Source organism: Rhodococcus sp. NKCM2511 (assembly GCF_014905595.1).
Taxonomy (GTDB): Bacteria; Actinomycetota; Actinomycetes; order Mycobacteriales; family Mycobacteriaceae; genus Rhodococcoides; species Rhodococcoides fascians.
This window is the reverse complement of sequence record NZ_BNHJ02000001.1, coordinates 2,158,746-2,174,193: the sequence shown is the minus strand read 5'-3', so window position 1 is coordinate 2,174,193 and position 15,448 is coordinate 2,158,746. Positions and strand designations below refer to the sequence as shown.

The 15,448-nt window shown below is 64.1% G+C and carries 19 protein-coding genes; 6 read left to right on the top strand and 13 right to left on the bottom strand.

What is annotated here, in order from left to right; genetic code table 11:
* The first annotated feature begins 126 nt into the window (after positions 1-126).
* Genes JLZ96_RS09945 through JLZ96_RS09935 form a run of 3 tightly spaced genes read left to right on the top strand, consistent with a single transcriptional unit; the run spans position 127 to position 3,892 of the window.
* Complete coding sequence (locus tag JLZ96_RS09945) at positions 127-1,914, top strand: FAD-dependent monooxygenase (protein WP_201009966.1); 1,788 nt, start codon at positions 127-129, stop codon at positions 1,912-1,914.
* Positions 1,911-2,987 carry a maleylacetate reductase gene (locus JLZ96_RS09940; protein WP_032392236.1) on the top strand — a complete coding sequence of 359 codons (1,077 nt, stop codon included), beginning with the start codon at positions 1,911-1,913 and terminating at the stop codon, positions 2,985-2,987. Before JLZ96_RS09945 ends, JLZ96_RS09940 begins: the two co-directional genes overlap by 4 nt.
* 8 nt (positions 2,988-2,995) lie before the next feature.
* On the top strand, positions 2,996-3,892 hold the full coding sequence (locus JLZ96_RS09935; protein WP_201009965.1) for a dioxygenase: 897 nt from the start codon (positions 2,996-2,998) through the stop codon (positions 3,890-3,892).
* A gap of 4 nt (positions 3,893-3,896) precedes the next feature.
* On the opposite strand, the gene JLZ96_RS09930 is transcribed toward JLZ96_RS09935, so the two are convergent.
* Genes JLZ96_RS09930 through JLZ96_RS09910 form a run of 5 tightly spaced genes read right to left on the bottom strand, consistent with a single transcriptional unit; the run spans position 3,897 to position 7,308 of the window.
* Entirely contained in the window at positions 3,897-4,529 is a 633-nt protein-coding gene (locus JLZ96_RS09930) for a TetR/AcrR family transcriptional regulator (RefSeq protein ID WP_032367367.1), read from the bottom strand.
* 10 nt (positions 4,530-4,539) lie between these two features.
* The gene (locus JLZ96_RS09925) at positions 4,540-5,754 is read right to left on the bottom strand and encodes an NAD(P)/FAD-dependent oxidoreductase (protein WP_201009964.1); all 1,215 of its coding nucleotides are present in this window, start codon (positions 5,752-5,754) and stop codon (positions 4,540-4,542) included.
* On the bottom strand, positions 5,751-5,924 hold the full coding sequence (locus tag JLZ96_RS09920) for a rubredoxin (protein WP_027495558.1): 174 nt from the start codon (positions 5,922-5,924) through the stop codon (positions 5,751-5,753). Before JLZ96_RS09920 ends, JLZ96_RS09925 begins: the two co-directional genes overlap by 4 nt.
* A complete protein-coding gene (locus tag JLZ96_RS09915; RefSeq protein ID WP_032366929.1) occupies positions 5,921-6,085 on the bottom strand; it encodes a rubredoxin in 165 nt (54 codons plus the stop codon). The genes JLZ96_RS09920 and JLZ96_RS09915 overlap by 4 nt, the downstream gene beginning before the upstream one ends.
* Positions 6,085-7,308, bottom strand: coding sequence for an alkane 1-monooxygenase (locus tag JLZ96_RS09910; protein WP_201009963.1), 1,224 nt, complete (start codon positions 7,306-7,308; stop codon positions 6,085-6,087). Before JLZ96_RS09910 ends, JLZ96_RS09915 begins: the two co-directional genes overlap by 1 nt.
* 772 nt (positions 7,309-8,080) lie before the next feature.
* On the opposite strand from JLZ96_RS09910, the gene JLZ96_RS09905 reads away from it, so the two are divergent.
* Both JLZ96_RS09905 and JLZ96_RS09900 read left to right on the top strand, forming a co-directional pair.
* Positions 8,081-8,299: a hypothetical protein gene (locus JLZ96_RS09905; RefSeq protein ID WP_027495561.1), complete on the top strand. Its 219-nt coding sequence runs from the start codon at positions 8,081-8,083 to the stop codon at positions 8,297-8,299.
* Between the two features lie 98 nt (positions 8,300-8,397).
* Positions 8,398-9,507 carry a diguanylate cyclase gene (locus JLZ96_RS09900; RefSeq protein ID WP_057473543.1) on the top strand — a complete coding sequence of 370 codons (1,110 nt, stop codon included), beginning with the start codon at positions 8,398-8,400 and terminating at the stop codon, positions 9,505-9,507.
* 69 nt (positions 9,508-9,576) lie between these two features.
* On the opposite strand, the gene JLZ96_RS09895 is transcribed toward JLZ96_RS09900, so the two are convergent.
* Positions 9,577-10,299, bottom strand: a complete 723-nt coding sequence (locus tag JLZ96_RS09895) for a hypothetical protein (RefSeq protein ID WP_032392238.1) — start codon at positions 10,297-10,299, stop codon at positions 9,577-9,579.
* A gap of 44 nt (positions 10,300-10,343) precedes the next feature.
* Positions 10,344-10,853: an alkane oxidation protein activator PraA gene (praA, locus tag JLZ96_RS09890; protein WP_032366927.1), complete on the bottom strand. Its 510-nt coding sequence runs from the start codon at positions 10,851-10,853 to the stop codon at positions 10,344-10,346.
* A gap of 423 nt (positions 10,854-11,276) precedes the next feature.
* On the opposite strand from praA, the gene JLZ96_RS09885 reads away from it, so the two are divergent.
* A complete protein-coding gene (locus JLZ96_RS09885; protein ID WP_196248612.1) occupies positions 11,277-12,506 on the top strand; it encodes an EAL domain-containing protein in 1,230 nt (409 codons plus the stop codon).
* Positions 12,507-12,650: 144 nt separating this feature from the next.
* On the opposite strand, the gene JLZ96_RS24965 is transcribed toward JLZ96_RS09885, so the two are convergent.
* The 6 genes from JLZ96_RS24965 to JLZ96_RS09865 form a co-directional block, all read right to left on the bottom strand.
* Complete coding sequence (locus tag JLZ96_RS24965; protein WP_032406160.1) at positions 12,651-12,872, bottom strand: ANTAR domain-containing protein; 222 nt, start codon at positions 12,870-12,872, stop codon at positions 12,651-12,653.
* Between the two features lie 119 nt (positions 12,873-12,991).
* A complete protein-coding gene (locus JLZ96_RS24960; RefSeq protein ID WP_135043299.1) occupies positions 12,992-13,300 on the bottom strand; it encodes a WhiB family transcriptional regulator in 309 nt (102 codons plus the stop codon).
* Between the two features lie 130 nt (positions 13,301-13,430).
* On the bottom strand, positions 13,431-13,910 hold the full coding sequence (locus tag JLZ96_RS25165) for a cation:proton antiporter (protein ID WP_308436823.1): 480 nt from the start codon (positions 13,908-13,910) through the stop codon (positions 13,431-13,433).
* Complete coding sequence (locus JLZ96_RS25160) at positions 13,844-14,410, bottom strand: cation:proton antiporter (protein ID WP_308436822.1); 567 nt, start codon at positions 14,408-14,410, stop codon at positions 13,844-13,846. Before JLZ96_RS25160 ends, JLZ96_RS25165 begins: the two co-directional genes overlap by 67 nt.
* A gap of 15 nt (positions 14,411-14,425) precedes the next feature.
* A complete protein-coding gene (locus JLZ96_RS09870) occupies positions 14,426-14,626 on the bottom strand; it encodes a hypothetical protein (RefSeq protein WP_094663394.1) in 201 nt (66 codons plus the stop codon).
* 36 nt (positions 14,627-14,662) lie between these two features.
* Positions 14,663-15,199 (bottom strand): hypothetical protein, encoded by a 537-nt coding sequence (locus JLZ96_RS09865; protein WP_094663392.1) that lies wholly within the window; start codon positions 15,197-15,199, stop codon positions 14,663-14,665.
* Positions 15,200-15,448 lie beyond the last annotated feature (249 nt).

The following is a 15,448-nucleotide window of genomic DNA, read 5'->3' as shown; positions in this document are numbered from 1 at the left end:
GAAAAAATCGGCCATGTCTGTTCATTTGCGCCGACCTCGCCGGCATTCGGGTAATCCCGATACGTGATGCAGGACACTCGGTCGTAGGGCCCGAGACCAGAGTCGGGCACGACGAAGGGTGATCCGATGCCGGTATTCGACGACGGTCAGAAGGCGACTGCACTGCCCGATTCCTCGGTGGTGGAGACCGACGTGCTCATCGTCGGATCGGGTCCGGCGGGCGGGTCCGCGGCCCTGCTGCTGTCCACTCTCGGCATCCCCAACATCATGATCACCAAGTACCGCTGGACGGCCAACACGCCACGCGCGCACATCACGAACCAACGGACGATGGAGATCTTCCGGGACGTGGGAATCGCCGAGCAGGTGCTCGCCGACGCGACCCCGCACGAACTCGTCGGCGACACGGTGTTCTGCACGTCCATCGCGGGCGAGGAGATCGGCCGAATCCGCACGTGGGGAACGGGTGCCGACCGCGAGGCGGACTACCAGCTCGCATCTCCGTGCCTGACCGTCGACATCCCGCAGACCTACCTCGAGCCGATCCTGGTGAAGAACGCGACGATGCGAGGAACGCAGACCCAGTTCTCGACCGAATACCTTTCCCATGTGCAGGACGACTCGGGAGTGAGTGTGTCCGTGATGGATCGGCTGACCGGCAATCGGTACACGATCCGAGCCAAGTACCTCATCGGCGCGGACGGAGCTCGGTCGAAGGTCGCAGCCGACATCGACCTGCCGTTCGAGGGCGCGATGGACATCGCCGGGTCGATGAACATCACGTTCAAGGCCGACATCGCCGAGTACGTGGGGCATCGACCGTCGGTGCTGTACTGGGTGATTCAGCCCGGATCGAATGTGGGCGGCATCGGTGCCGGCCTGGTGCGGATGGTTCGGCCCTGGAACGAGTGGCTCGTTGTCTGGGGATTCGACATCTCGGTGCCGCCGCCGGTGGTGGACGAGGACGCCGCCATAGCGATCGTCCGGAACCTGCTGGGCATGCCGGAGCTGGACGTCGAGATCACGGGAACCTCGTTGTGGGGCAACAACGAAGCCCACGCCACACATCTGCAGAAGGGGCGGGTGTTCTGTGCCGGTGACGCGATCCACCGACATCCGCCGAGCAACGGTCTGGGGTCCAACACCTCGATCCAGGATTCCTACAACTTGGCGTGGAAGCTCGCCGCGGTACTGAAGGGCCGTGCCGGTGAATCCTTGCTCGATACCTACAGTGCCGAGCGAGCCCCGGTGGCGAAGCGGATCGTCGAGCGGGCCAATCGTTCCAGTCGTGAATTCGCAGGCCTGTTCGACGCGCTGGGCGTCACCGACGCGAAGACCGAGGCCGAGATGATCGAACGGATCGAAGAGCGCAAGGCGAACACGCCTGCCGGCGCTGCCAAGCGAACGGCACTCGCCGCTGCGATGGAGACCAAGAACTACGAATTCAATTCGCACGGAGTGGAATTGGGGCAGTTCTACACGTCGTCGGCCATCGTATCGGAGGGGGCGCTGCCCGAACCTGCACGAGACCGCGACCTGTACTACCAGGTGTCCACCCTGCCCGGATCTCACCTTCCCCACGCCTGGGTGGGCGATCATCTGAACAAGCGCGCAATGCTCGACCTTGCGCCTTACGAGCGCTTCACGCTCATCACCGGAGTTGCCGGATCGGCTTGGGAGGCGGCCGCGGCCGCGATCACCCAGGAACTCGGTGTGCCGCTCGAGACCGTCGTCATCGGACCGGGACGCGAGGTGACCGATCTGTACTTCGACTGGGCTCGGCTTCGCGAGGTGTCCGAGAGCGGCGCGCTGCTCGTGCGTCCCGACAAGCACATCTGTTGGCGTGCAGAAGAACTCGTCGACGACCCCGAAGGTGCACTTCGGAAGGCTCTGACCTCGGTGCTGTCGCGATGATCGGCGACTTCGCCTACGAGGCCAACCCGATGCGAGTGCGATTCGGCTCCGGTTCTCTGGAGCGCGTGGCCGACGAACTCGATCACCTCGGACTCCGCCGGGTGTTGGTGCTGTGCTCTCCGAGCCAGCAGAGCGTCGCAGACCGGGTGGCATCCATCCTCGGCGATCGTTGTGTAGGAATACGTTCGGACGCCGTGATGCACGTCCCGGCCGACCTGGCCGCCCGAGCCAACGCGGAGGCCGTCTCACTGGGGGCCGACGGCTGCGTGACCGTCGGCGGCGGATCGGCAATCGGGCTCGGTAAGGCCATAGCACTCGAACACCGTGTGCCCATCGTGGCCGTGCCCACCACCTACGCCGGGTCGGAGATGACACCGGTGTGGGGCATGACGACCGAGGGACGCAAGGAAACCGGCCGCGACACAGCGGTATTGCCGCGCAGCGTCCTCTACGACCCCGACCTGACGGCAGGTCTTCCGGTGGGGTTGTCGGTGACCAGCGGCATCAACGCCGTCGCCCATGCGGTGGAAGCGCTGTACGCACCCGACATCAGCCCGATCATCGCACTGATGGCCGAGGACGGGGTACGAGCACTCGCATCCGCGCTCCCGGTGATCGTCGCCGATCCGTCCGACCCACAGGGGCGCAGCGACGCCCTCTACGGCGCATGGCTGTGCGGCGCGACGCTCGGCAGCACGACGATGTCGTTGCATCACAAGCTGTGTCATGCACTGGGGGGAACGCTGAATCTGCCGCACGCCCCGACCCATACCGTGGTGCTTCCGCACGTGTTGGCCTTCAACCAGTCGCACGCGCCGGAAGCGGTGGCAGCTCTGACCCGGGCGCTACCGGGCACAGCAGACCCGGCCCGACGACTGTGGGACCTGTGCCGGACCCTCGGCGCGCCCCGATCCCTGGCCGAACTGGGCATGCAGGAGAGCGACATCGACCGGATCGCCGAGGAAGCGACGAGCCGATCGTACGGAAACCCCCGTCCCGTCACCCGCGAGGCCGTCACCACAATTCTTCGAGCAGCGTGGGCCGGCGAGCGGCCGAACGAGAGCGAACAGTGAGCGAGAGTATGACCGACGAGACCGTCTCCGAAGCCCAAACCGCCGTCGAAGAACGACTGGTGGACACCGTCATCGGCTCGTTCGGTGAGTGCACCGATCCGCGACTGAAACAGGTGATGACGTCGCTGGTGCGGCATCTGCACGGATTCATTCGGGACGTGCGCTTGACCGAAGGCGAGTGGAACACCGCTGTTTCGTTCCTGACCGAGGTGGGGCACATCACCGACGATCGTCGTCAGGAGTTCATTCTGCTGTCCGACGTACTCGGTGCGTCGATGCAGACCATCAACGTCAACAATCCTGCCCACGTGGGTGCGACCGAAGCAACGGTGTTCGGCCCATTCTTCGTCGACGACGCACCGCGCATCGGAAATGGTGGCGATGCGTCGGGAGGTGCTGCAGGACAACCGTGCTGGGTAGAAGGAACCGTACGGGACACCGACGGTAACCCGATTCCCGGTGCCCGGCTCGAGGTGTGGGAGGCCGACGAGGACGGGTTCTACGACGTTCAGTACGACGACGCCCGCGTCGGCGGTCGAGCTCATCTCTACAGCGACGACGACGGGCGCTATCGATTCTGGGCGCTGACACCGACTCCGTACCCCATTCCGCACGACGGTCCTGTCGGGCGAATGCTCGCGGCAACCGGCCGCTCGCCGATGCGGGCATCGCACCTGCACTTCATGGTCACGTCACCGGGGATGCGAACGTTGGTGACGCACATCTTCGTTCGGGGTGACGAACTGCTGGACAGCGACACGGTGTTCGGGGTCAAGGATTCGTTGATCAAGGACTTCGTGGAGCAGCCGGCGGGCACCCCGACACCGGACGGTCGAGACGTGGGCGACACGACATGGGCGCGGGCCGATTTCGACATCGTGCTCGTTCCTGCCGACAAATCCTGACGGGTCAGGACTCGGCTGGAGCACCACCGGCGATGGAGTCGATGAACGGCGTCAGCAGCAGGGCGAGATCGTCTGCGGCAGAGGCGACATCGTCGGGCGGCTCGGGGATGTAGCTCAGGGCCAGGCGCACGATGGACTTGCTGATGACGTCGGCCTGTCGTGGACTTGCGCCCACCCATCCACGCTGAAATGTCTCCGCCAGACGCTCGCCCGCACGGTCGATCAGCACCTCACTGTCGGTGGTGATCAGGCGCAGAAGATCCTCCGGTGCGTCGCCGCTATGCAGGGACCGGACGAGTGGATCCAGACCGCTCAGCTCGAAGAACGACGAAAAGCCTTGTCTCAGAGCGGCGGACGCATCGTTCTCGTGTTGGTACAGCGCGGTCTCGCACATCGCGACGAATGCGTCCGTCAATCTGATGGCATACCCCTGTGCGACGCCGCGTCGCGAACCGAACTCGTTGTACAGACTCTGCCTGCTCAACCCCGCGGCCTTGGCGATGTGGCTCATCGTGACGTTGCGCCAGTTGCGCTCGTGCAACAACTCGCGCAGCGCATCGAGCGCCACATCGCGCGCCAGAGTGGACGCGGCTTCACGGTATCGACCGGGAGTCGACGTCTGTTCGGCGGCGGGCATGAACACGACTCTATCGAACGACCGCATGTGGCCTGTCCAGCCAACCTTCTTCGAGACTGTTCCGATCGACGGGGTCTGCGCTCGCGATGAGGGTGCGGACCTGCCGGATGTCCTTGGGATGACCTACCCCGATTGCCCCGACGAGCCTGTCGCCGCGCACCGCGCAGGCCGTGAACCGACGGCTTTCGATGGAGCCGCGCACCACGAAATACTCGTCGTGTGCATCGGTCCACCCCGCGAATTGCAGGTTGACGCCGTGCTGCATGGACCATCCCCACGGAACATCGAGAGCACCCACATCGAGACCGAGGATGGATCGCGCCGCCCGGGTCGCCTGATCGACGGCTCCGTTCCAGTGCTCACTCCGATACGTCCCGCCGAGTACCGAGTTGGGAACTTCGGCGACGTCGCCCGCGGCGTAGACGTTCGGTCTCGACGTACGCATGCCGGCGTCCACCAAGATTCCCGACGCGGTCTCGAGGCCCAGGTCCGCCCCGAGCTCGGTGTTCGCGACCGAGCCGACGGACATCAGCACGGTGCCGGCGGACCATGAACGACCGTCCTCGGAGGTTGCGAGAACGGTGCCGTCGGCCAGCTTCTCCAGGCCGGTCACGGCGACGTCGGTGTGCATCGTGACGCCGTTGTCGGCATGCAGGTCTCGGTACATCTGCGAGATCGCGGCCGGTGCGATCCGATTCAGCGGAGCCGATGCCGCCTCCAACACCGTGACCTCGGCACCGAGCGATCGTGCCGCTGCCGCCGCCTCGCACCCGATCAGGCCGCCGCCGATCACCAACAGTGATCTCGTTCGGACGATCTCGGCCTGCAGCGGGGCGACATCGGCTGCGGTGCGAAGGGTGAACACATGCTCGGCACCCGGTAGGTCGAGTTGCCGTGCACGAGAACCCGTTGCCAGCAGCAGGGCGTCGTACGGGACCGGAGCTCCCTCGTCCAGGTGCACCTCGGAATCGGTGACGGCGGTAGCCGTGACGCCTGTACGTACATCGACCCCGTCGATGGCTGCACCGAGCTGAACCTGATCGACCGATTTCGTACCCAGCAGCAGTTCCTTGGAGACAGTCGGTCGGCGGTACGTGGTCCCCGGTTCGCTACCGACGATCGTGATGGATCCGGTGAACCCCTCGGCGCGAAGCACTTTGGCGGCGGTGTATCCGGCGGCCCCGGTGCCGACGATCACGACGTTGCCGGGTTGGCGAGCGGTCACCCGCGCTCGACCTCGACCATCTCGAAATCGGCCTTGGCCGCACCGCAGTCGGGGCACGACCAGTCGTCGGGAATGTCGTCCCAGCGCGTGCCCGGTTCGATGCCGTCCTCGGGCCAGCCCAGTTCCTCGTCGTACTCGAATCCGCACTGCACACAGCGGTAAAGCTTCATTGCTTGCTCCTGAAGTCGATTTTCTCTCGGACGCCGCAGTCGGGGCACGGCCACTCGTCGGGTACCTCGGACCACGGAGTTCCGGCCGGGAAGCCCTCGCGCGGTGCGCCCGCGGTCTCGTCGTAGACGAACTCGCACACCGGACACTCGTAGGCAGCCATCACTTCGCTCCGTATGCGGCGAGGATCTTCTCCCGCTTGGACGGCTGGATGTTGACGCGAGTGATGTCGCCGTCGTAGTGATCGAGAACGCGGTGATCCATCACCTTGCGCCACACGGGCGGGAAATAGGCCAGCGAGATCATGCTTGCGTAACCGCTCGGCAGGTTGGGTGCTCCGTCCATGCTGCGCAGAGTCTGGTAGCGCCGGGTGGGGTTGGCATGGTGATCACTGTGTCGCTGAAGGTGATACAGGAAGATGTTGGTCACGATGTGATCGGAGTTCCAGCTGTGCTCGGGGGTGCATCGCTCGTAACGGCCGTTGTCCTTCTTCTGGCGCTGCAGGCCGTAGTGCTCGAGGTAGTTGACCGTTTCGAGCAGCGAAAAGCCGTAGATTGCCTGAACGACCAAGAACGGCAACACGATCGGGCCGAACACAACGGCAAGGACCGTGTAGAGGACGACGGACATCAGCCACGCGTTGAGTACATCGTTGTGAATACTCCACGTGCTCTTGCCCAGTCGCTCCATGCGAGTCTTCTCGAGTTCCCAGGACGACCGCAGGCTTCCCCACACGCTGCGGGGGAGGAAGGCCCAGAAGCTCTCACCGAACTTGGAGCTCGCCGGATCCTCGGGAGTGGCGACGCGTACATGGTGACCGCGGTTGTGTTCGATGTAGAAGTGGCCGTAGAACGTCTGTGCCAGTGTGATTTTCGACAGCCAGCGTTCGAGGTCGTCCTTCTTGTGACCGAGCTCGTGCGCGGTGTTGATGCCCACGCCGCCCATGACACCGATGCTGATGGCCAGGCCGATCTTCGAGAGCAGCCCCAGGCCGCCGTCGATGCCGAGCCACGAGAGGTTGTCGGCGGACCAGAGGTAGCAGGCGAACACCAGGCTGGCGAGCTGGAACGGAATGTAGGCGTACGTGCAGTAGCGGTAGTACTTGTCTTCCTCGAGCGCCTTCATCACCTCGTCGGGCGGGTTGTCGCCGTCAGGGCCGAAGAACCGGTCGAGGATCGGGAGCAACCCGTAGACGAGCAGCGCGCCGATCCACCACCAGACCGGTGCCACGGCGTTCCAGCCGAGCTGGTTGAAAGCCCACACCAGGCCGGTTGCCAGAAACACCGCCGTCGGCGGGATCAAGCCCATGAGCCAGAGGTATCGCTTGCGGTCGTGCCACTCGTCGACGGGCACCTGTGCCTGATCGTCGACATTCGATGCCGTCATCGTCACTCCTCGTGTAGGGCGGATCACTGTGCTGTGGACAATACGCGCAATTTGTATCCCGTGTGTACAAATCAAGATATTTGTACATCGAACAGTGGGATTGTTGCGGCAGTCACAGCGTCGCCGTTTGGACGAGTCGGCCTGCTACCTTCCGACTCGTTGTGATCGGTCACGAATGATCACGGCACTCGCAGGTCCGTCTGTATCCCGTCGGGGGTACTTCACATCAGGAGTAGTTATGGACGCATTCATCGCCAAGATCATCGTCGACGTCATCCTCGGGCTCATCGGCAGCGGAAGTGCCGAGAGCGGCAGCACCGCAGTGAGCGCAATCCTCGGATCCTGACCCGAAGGGGCTGCGTCGGCGAGAATGCCGGCGCAGCCCGCGGAGCGTCAATGGCGAAGCGGTAGGAGTGAACGCGGGGCATCGCCGCACACGCTCGATGGCGAACAGCTAGAAGCGGCCCTCGGCGATGGCGAGTACGACGAGAGCGATCGCCGCGATAATGAGTATTGCTAAGAGTGCCAACTGGATTGGGCTGGTCGAGCCTGGCGGCCGAACGCCGTTCGGACCCCTTTTCTGGAGCATGGCACAGACTGTAGGTCACTTCTCGGGTTTGTGCACAAGTTGGATGGTACAAACCGGCGAATGTGACGATATGATTCGCACACCTGTTCGATCGGGAGTAGAGTTCGAGTCGGTGGAGCGAGGAGGGAAGCCTTGCTCCACCGCTCCTACATATGACACCCGAGCGAGTGGACGGTGACGGCGATGGACGACGTGTTGCGCAAGGTAGCGGAGCTCAAAGCACTGGTCGCCGAGCTCGAGGCACTCGACCGCCAACGCGTCGGGATGGGTGACCGGCTGGTCGATCTCGAACATTACTTTCGCCGAGCGGGTTGCCCCGAGTTGTCGCAGCAGGCACTCGACGCGTTCGTCGGCACTTATGCCGGCCGAGTGCTCGAATTGGCGGACGGCATGCGCGGCTGACGCCTGTCGAAGACATCTGCCGTTCGCGTACCAGGCGGTATCTTCTGTGGTTCACTGGTTCATCCAAGTCGGGACACGAGGAAAGCCGCTCGAGATACGTGAACAGTCTGCGCGAATGGTGGGCACTTCCAGTCGACTACGGATGGAACGTTGCCTTCGCGCGCTCGCAGCAGGCGCTCGAGATCACGAAGATCCTCATCGGCGTCTGGTGTTGGCTGTTCGGCGCGGCGGCGGCCATCGGATTGGTGGTGCCGGGCCTCGCCGAAGGCAGTCTGGGTACGGCTGCACTGTGGTTCACCGTCGCTACGACAGTCCCGGTCGGGGTCGCCTGGTGGGTCGGTGGCTGGCCGAGCTGGCAGATGTCGATCGCCTTCGTCTTCTACGCCGACGTCGTCCTCGCGGCCGTGGTGCTCACCATCGGTGTTCCCACGACGGTTCTGCCGACAGCCGCTCTGTTCACCGTCATCGGCAGTTACGTCGTCGGGTTCCACGGTCCCAAGCTGCTCACTGCCCACTACGGTTTCGCCTTGGTCACGACCGCGGTGCTGTACGGCTCGGCGTTGGTGTCCGAACCCGAACTACGGTTACTGGCCACGGTCTACCTGGTGATCTTGATACTGGTGATGTTCTCGGCACCGCTGATCGTGCACACGTTCATGATGATGCTGCGACGCGATGCCACCGGCGCGTTCTACGACCCCCTCACCGGATTGCAGAACAGGCGGGGATTCGACGCGGCGATCGGGAACCTGCGACTACGGCCCGGATCGGCAACCGGAATGACGGCCGTGGTGATGGACATCGACAACTTCAAGGCCGTCAACGACCGATACGGCCATCTGCAGGGAGACGCCGTGATCCGGCTGGCGGCGTCCCGCATCCTCGACGTGTTTCCGGCACCCGCCATCACCGTCCGGCTCGGCGGCGAAGAGTTCGCCATTGTTGCCCTCGATGACCGTGACTCGGTTGTCGCCAGCGCTGAGGTACTACGAATCCGACTGTGCAACGCCACCGATCGGTCCCCGCTGACCGCCTCGATAGGCGTCGCGCATGCGGTTGTCGACGCGCGGGAGATCGGCACCGCAGTGGAAGAGTTGCTGGGTCGCGCGGACCGGGCGATGTACCGGGCCAAGGGGCTCGGCGGCGACCGCGTCGCCCTGTCGGAAGGCGAGCCTCGATCGCCGCGGCCGGCCGGCGAGCCGCACTGACGAGCGACGGCGTCGACCGATCCCGCTACTGGAACCGGTCGACGCCGTCAACGAAGTCGAAATATAATGCTACAGAGCAACCTTGGACGCGATGGCCTGCTGCGTTCCGACGTCGAAGACCGGGTTGGTCAGGTGCACGTCGAGGGTGTTGTTGGGGCCGGCGATGAGACCGTTGAGCAACGAGGTGTACGTGCCGCAGTTCTGGAACTGCGGAATCGTGTACGTGCCCTTCACATGGGTGTCGGCCTCGTTGTTCTGAATCAGATCGATCGCGTCGAGGGCACCGGTCAGATTGGCGGTGGTCTCGCTGGTGACGCAGTTGCTACCCGGGGGAATCAGGTCGAGTGCCGCCGACCCGGACGATCCGGTGCCGCCGATGCCGAGGGGCTTGACGGAGTCGATGCGAATCTTGAAGCTCTGCGCGACATTCAGCTCCAGCTGCGGTGCCTCGGCGGGACCGCCGGCTGCAATGGTGCCGGAGACCGGAGTGGCGTCGACGATCGAGATGGTGAAGTTGGCGAGCGTTGCCGGGCCGAGCTTGAGATCGGCCGACGCCTGCGGCAAGGCAAGAGTGCCGGTCACCGTTCCGCCGACGAGGTCGACGTCGGTGGCCAGAGCGGTGGTCGGGAAGACCACCGGCTGGCCGGTCTTGGCGATCACGGTCGTGGTGTCGGCCTGGAACGTGATGGGAAGGGTGTCGGCAGCGTTGGCCGGGCCGGCGACCAGGGTCGCCAGAGCGACACTCGACGCCAAGGCCGTCGCGGTGACGACGGCTTTGTTACGGATCTTCACGTGCTCTCCTGAATATTGTTGTTGTGCTGGAAAGGAATTGGCGATCAGGACAAGGTGAATGCCGGGTTCGGCTGCACCGACAGGCTGTTCACCGTGCAGTTGCCCGACATCGGCTGGTTGCTCGACGTCAGAGTGTTGGTCATGTTGTCGAACGAACCTGCGAGCGTTGCGGGCCCGCAGTTGTAGCCCAGAAGCGAGAAGCCGACGTTCGAGACCTCACCGGTGGTGGAGCTGGTGGGAGTGAGGGTCCAGGGCAGGTTCTTCAGCTGCGGCAGGCCGCAGAGGCGGTTCGATCCGCTGATCTTCGCGTCGGTGATCGACGCCGACGAGCCGTCCGCGCTGGTGGATCCGGACAGGGTGATCGAGCAGCTGACGGGTACCCCGAACGAGGCCGGTGTGGTGACGACGATCGTGCCGGGTGCGGTGAAGGCGGTATTCGCCGGTGAGATGGTGGCGGCAGCGGCACTTCCGGCACCGAGGGTGGCCCCGGCAATCGCGACTGCAGCAGCGACAGTGGTGAACGTTCGGGTACGGGACGGCAGGTTGAGCGTCATCGATCCTCCAAGTCCGAGCAGCTTCCGGCTCCCAGACGGGCATCCGGTGGCTCCGGTGCTCCGGCAGCCGAAACGAACATTAGGACGACGAAATGGATGTCGGATATGTTCTTTTGCAAGACAGTGACAAGTCACAATCCGGTCGGTATGTTTGTTGTAAGTCTTGGTATTGATTTCGGTCGGCACCTCGGAAGGTATGCGCTTCATGGGTTTTCGGCCTGTTTTTCCTGGGGGAGTCGGCATGATGGGCGCGTCGAACACCCGTCTGTGGCGTTATCGAACCGTTATCGTTCGTTACCGAAACGAGACGCGCCGTAGTGCTTCGGTGACACCTGAGTCGTTCAGGCTGGCGTCAGCGAGAAAAGACGACCCGAAGAGGTTTGAAACAGATAGCAACCCCTGCGTGACGGGGGTGGTTTTTTCATGTCAAACTGTGGTGTGACGTTCGCGCTGGCCGAAGCAGGTTCAACAGTCGACACGGACACGGGAGAGTTGACGGTGCAGCCGTATTTCGCCCCGGTCTGTCGACTGGACAACGGTGCGCTCGCGGCAATCGAAGTACAACTGCGCGGCCCGAAGGACGGTCCACTCGCCTCTGCCGATGCACTCAAGCGCGCCGCTCGCGCCATGGACGCCAAGCGTGAACTCGATGTTCTCGCGTGGGGAGTGGCCCGGCTCGAAAGCGCCGTTCGGCTACCGATGCTGGTCTCGATGGATGTCGACTCGCTCGCAGCACTCGACGAAGCCACCGAAGAACAGTTGCGTCGCGACATCGTCGTCGTCACCGAGGCGGCACTCGTGGACAGCCCGGCGCGCACTCTGGCCGCGATCGACAAGGCACGTCGCGACGGAAAGGTGGTTGCCGTCGACGACGTCGGTCGCCGACCGCAGTCCCTGACGCTGCTGCCGCTCATCGAACCCGATGTCATCATTCTGTCTTCCTCCATGGTCTCCACCAGGCCCGATCTGGCCACCGCCCGTACGGCGCACGCGGTGTCGGCTCAGGTGGAGCGAACCGGGGCCGTGGTCGTGGCCAGCGGAGTCGACACCGCCGTGCACCGCAGCCGGGCACTCGGTCTCGGTGCCACCTACGGAGTGGGCGAGCTGTACCCGGCTGCTCAGACGACGGAAGAGTTGCCGGCCGACGCCGCGGAGATCATGCCGCCGTTCCCCACCTGGAGCACCCCCGCCACCGCGCTGGAGTCGCCGTACGCAATTGCCGCCGCAGGCAAGGTCGCGACGCGGAGCACCAAGCGTCTGTTGGTGGCCATGAGCACGTCCCTGGAGATGCAGGCATCGGCATCGGGCCCGGAAACATTGGTACTCGGCACCTTTCAGCGGGCCGAGCATTTCACGCCGACCAGCCGTGCGCGGTGGGTGTCGATGGCGGAGCAGATCTCGTATGCCGGCGTCTACGGCGTGGGGATGGGCTACGTGCAAGAGGGCGGCATCGTGCACGCCCCGCTCGACCCGACGGACTCACTCGTCGAGGAGTGGAACGTGGTAGTTCTCGGCCCGCATTTCTGCGGAGTGCTCGCTGCCATCGACCTACACCGGGGCGAAGCCGATGCGGATCGTGAATTCGACTATGTGATGTCGTACGACCGCGCCACCGTAGTCCGTTGCGCCCGTGCAATTCTCGCGCGCTTCTGAACCGTCGAGTCGGCGGTGTGCGTACTGGATGTTTCGGGCAGCCACGGCAGGGCATACGGCACAACAGGTGATGAAGTAGTCCGGACTGCCACATTGCTCAGACCCCGTACGTTGAAAACACAGCGTGCGGGGTCGACTTGTCGGTCAGGGCAACTCGGACATCTCGTGCACGAAATCCAGAGCGATGTCGTGCACTTTGCGATTGGCACGTTGCGACCTTTCGACCAACAAAGCGAACGCCTCGTCGGCAGTGATGCGGTGCACCGCCATCAGGATTCCCTTTGCCTGTTCGATAGGCGCGCGACGCGCCAACGCGTCCTGGAGATCGAGCGGGCCCTCGATCCTCGTCACGTGCGCTGTGCTCATGCAGTCATTGTTGCGCACCTGACGTCCATGCAGGTCAGAGACAGAAAGACACGCGGTGAAAGCGACAGACCGTGCCGTAGCCGTTACCGGTGGCGTAGCGTTCCGTAACCGCCCCGTTATCAGGCAGCCGGGTTGGCCAGAGGTCTCCCGATCAGAAGTTCGAGGGTGCGGTAGGCATCCGTTCGCCGACCGTTGCTGGCATTGTCGTGATACGCCGCGCCGGCGACGACCACGCCGACCGGAATTCGACCCGACTCGATATCGCGAGCCGTTTGCTCGGCGCAGTTCCGCAACACCGGGCAGTCGGCGCAAAGCCGCCATGCCTTCTCTGCGCGTTTGCGTCCGTGCCGAGGAAGTTGTTGCGAGTCGTATGCATCCATGTCTTCGATGCACGCACCCTTGAGGCGCCAGACCTGGTCATCCGTCATCGTCGTGATCCGTTTCGCGTCGTGCCGATCGTTCCACAACGCTTATTCCCCATCCCTGGAGACTCGAAACAACCAAATGCCTTGCGGCGCCGAACACCCGCCGTTGGGCCCAGCAGTTCTGGCCCACCGCTCAGGCAGGACGACGAGCAGCAGACCGAGATATGACGGCCGCCGCCGCGATGGTCACCAGTGCGCCGAGCACGATGGCGGGGCCTTCACCGGGTGCCAGAACGCTGCTCTGCTCCCCGAGAGTCACGGCCGAAACCGGAACGCCCAGTTGGGCGGCCGCGAGTATCCCAAGCCCGACGGGCTGGCCTGTCGCGCGCATCGCACCGTGCACCGCGATTGCACCCAGACCCAACACGAGCCCCAGCACGATCATGCTCGGGTGGCCACCCAGTGCACGCAGGTCGAGTGACGCGCCGAGCCAGACGAAGTACAGCGGACCCAGGAAACCTTCGGTGATGGCGAACAGCTGTTTCGCCAGACGTCGCGGTTCTCCGATCGCAGCGATGGCCAGTCCGAAGCCGAAGCCGGCCAGCATCACCGACGCATGAGTGTGGACCGCGAGGGCCGCGAGGCCGAACAGCAGAACCAGGTTGAGTCGCAATTCGAGAGCGAACTTACGCTGGGCAGATACATGGTGGATTCGACGGCGCAGTCCGGTGAGGTCGAAGTGTCGCCGGATGTGGCCGTCTTGCTGGATTCGACTATCGGCATGATGACCGCGGCCGAGGACGATGCCATCAACACCGCGTAGAGACCGGGGTGCGGTGGATCGAACGCAGTGGAGACGGCCCAGCCGAGTGCGGTAGCCAGCAGCCCGATGGCCACAGCCCGCGCAGCGCCCACCCGGAGGCCGACCCGCAGTCGAGGATCGCGAATCGGTACCTGACTGCCCGCCACGAACATCACGAGCGCGAACCCGACCTGCGCCAGAAAGCTCAGTGTCTGCTCACTCGGATCGATGACGCCGAAGCCTGTGTGACCGATGACAATTCCAGCGACGAGTTCTCCGATGACAACCGGTATCCGAAGCCCACGCGGAAGCGCCAGAAGTGGGCCGAACAAACCCACCGCGGCACACAGGGCGAGCGTCTCGAAGGTCATACGACCCCGCCGACGTCAGGCAGAGTTCAGCGTCGGGTGCATGTTCGGCGGCAGCGCCGACGCAACGAGATCACGAGGGTGCAGCACGCCTTGCTCGGCCATCATCAGTCTCATCAGCTGCTCGACAACACGCAGCTGCGCCGCCAGAGGGCTGCGCATGAGTTTGCGGTCGTAGTCGATGCGGGCGGACCGATATTCGGTGTCGAGATCGCTCATGTCATCGTCTCCTCGAACGGTGGATGCTCGACGGCTCTACCGCGAGGGGTGGTTTCGCGCCTGCAGGAAGTCTTTCCAGTCGCTGTCCCAACGCCGCATGCGAACTCGATCACCGGCCACGGTGGTGAGATAGACCAGGAATCCGACCACGACCGCGCCGAGAACCCACACGAACACGGCTGTAGAGGCCCCGTTGACGACGGCACCGACTTCGCTGACGGGCGCACGCGCGAGGGTTCCGTTCGCGTCGCACCAAATCGGAGTGGTCTCACCGATGTGGACGTCCGAGGGAACCTCGGTCGATTCCGAGCGAATCGACCCGTCCGGTGCACTCCATTGCACCGTTGCGACACCGGTGGCGAGCGTGGTGCTGTCGCTGCCGGTACTCGTGGACTGCACGGTGTCGATCACTCGGGCGTCGACCTGAACGTATTGTGCCCGTTGCTGACGCGACCGCGTCGACAGGTCGCTGTAGGTCACCGAACCGATCGTCGCGGCGACGGGTATCAGCAACAGAAGGACCGCGACACCGACGACGTACGCCGTTCGTTCGATCCTGTCGGGCAGTCGCATCAGCGGATTGGAACACCAAGGAGTTCGGCGCCACCACCGGTGCGCGAGTTCTGCGAGCATGCGGTCACCTACCCCTCACCGCCGTGTGTTCGGCGTCGATTACGAGTCTCCGACGCCGTGCACTCGTAAGTAAGGGCACAAGGTCCCGATACGGCGAGGGCGGTGGACGGTTCAGTCACGAAGTGGAGAGAAGTCCTCGTGGCGGCGGACCTTGTGCCCTAGCTCCCGGATTGTTTGGCAGCCACGCTG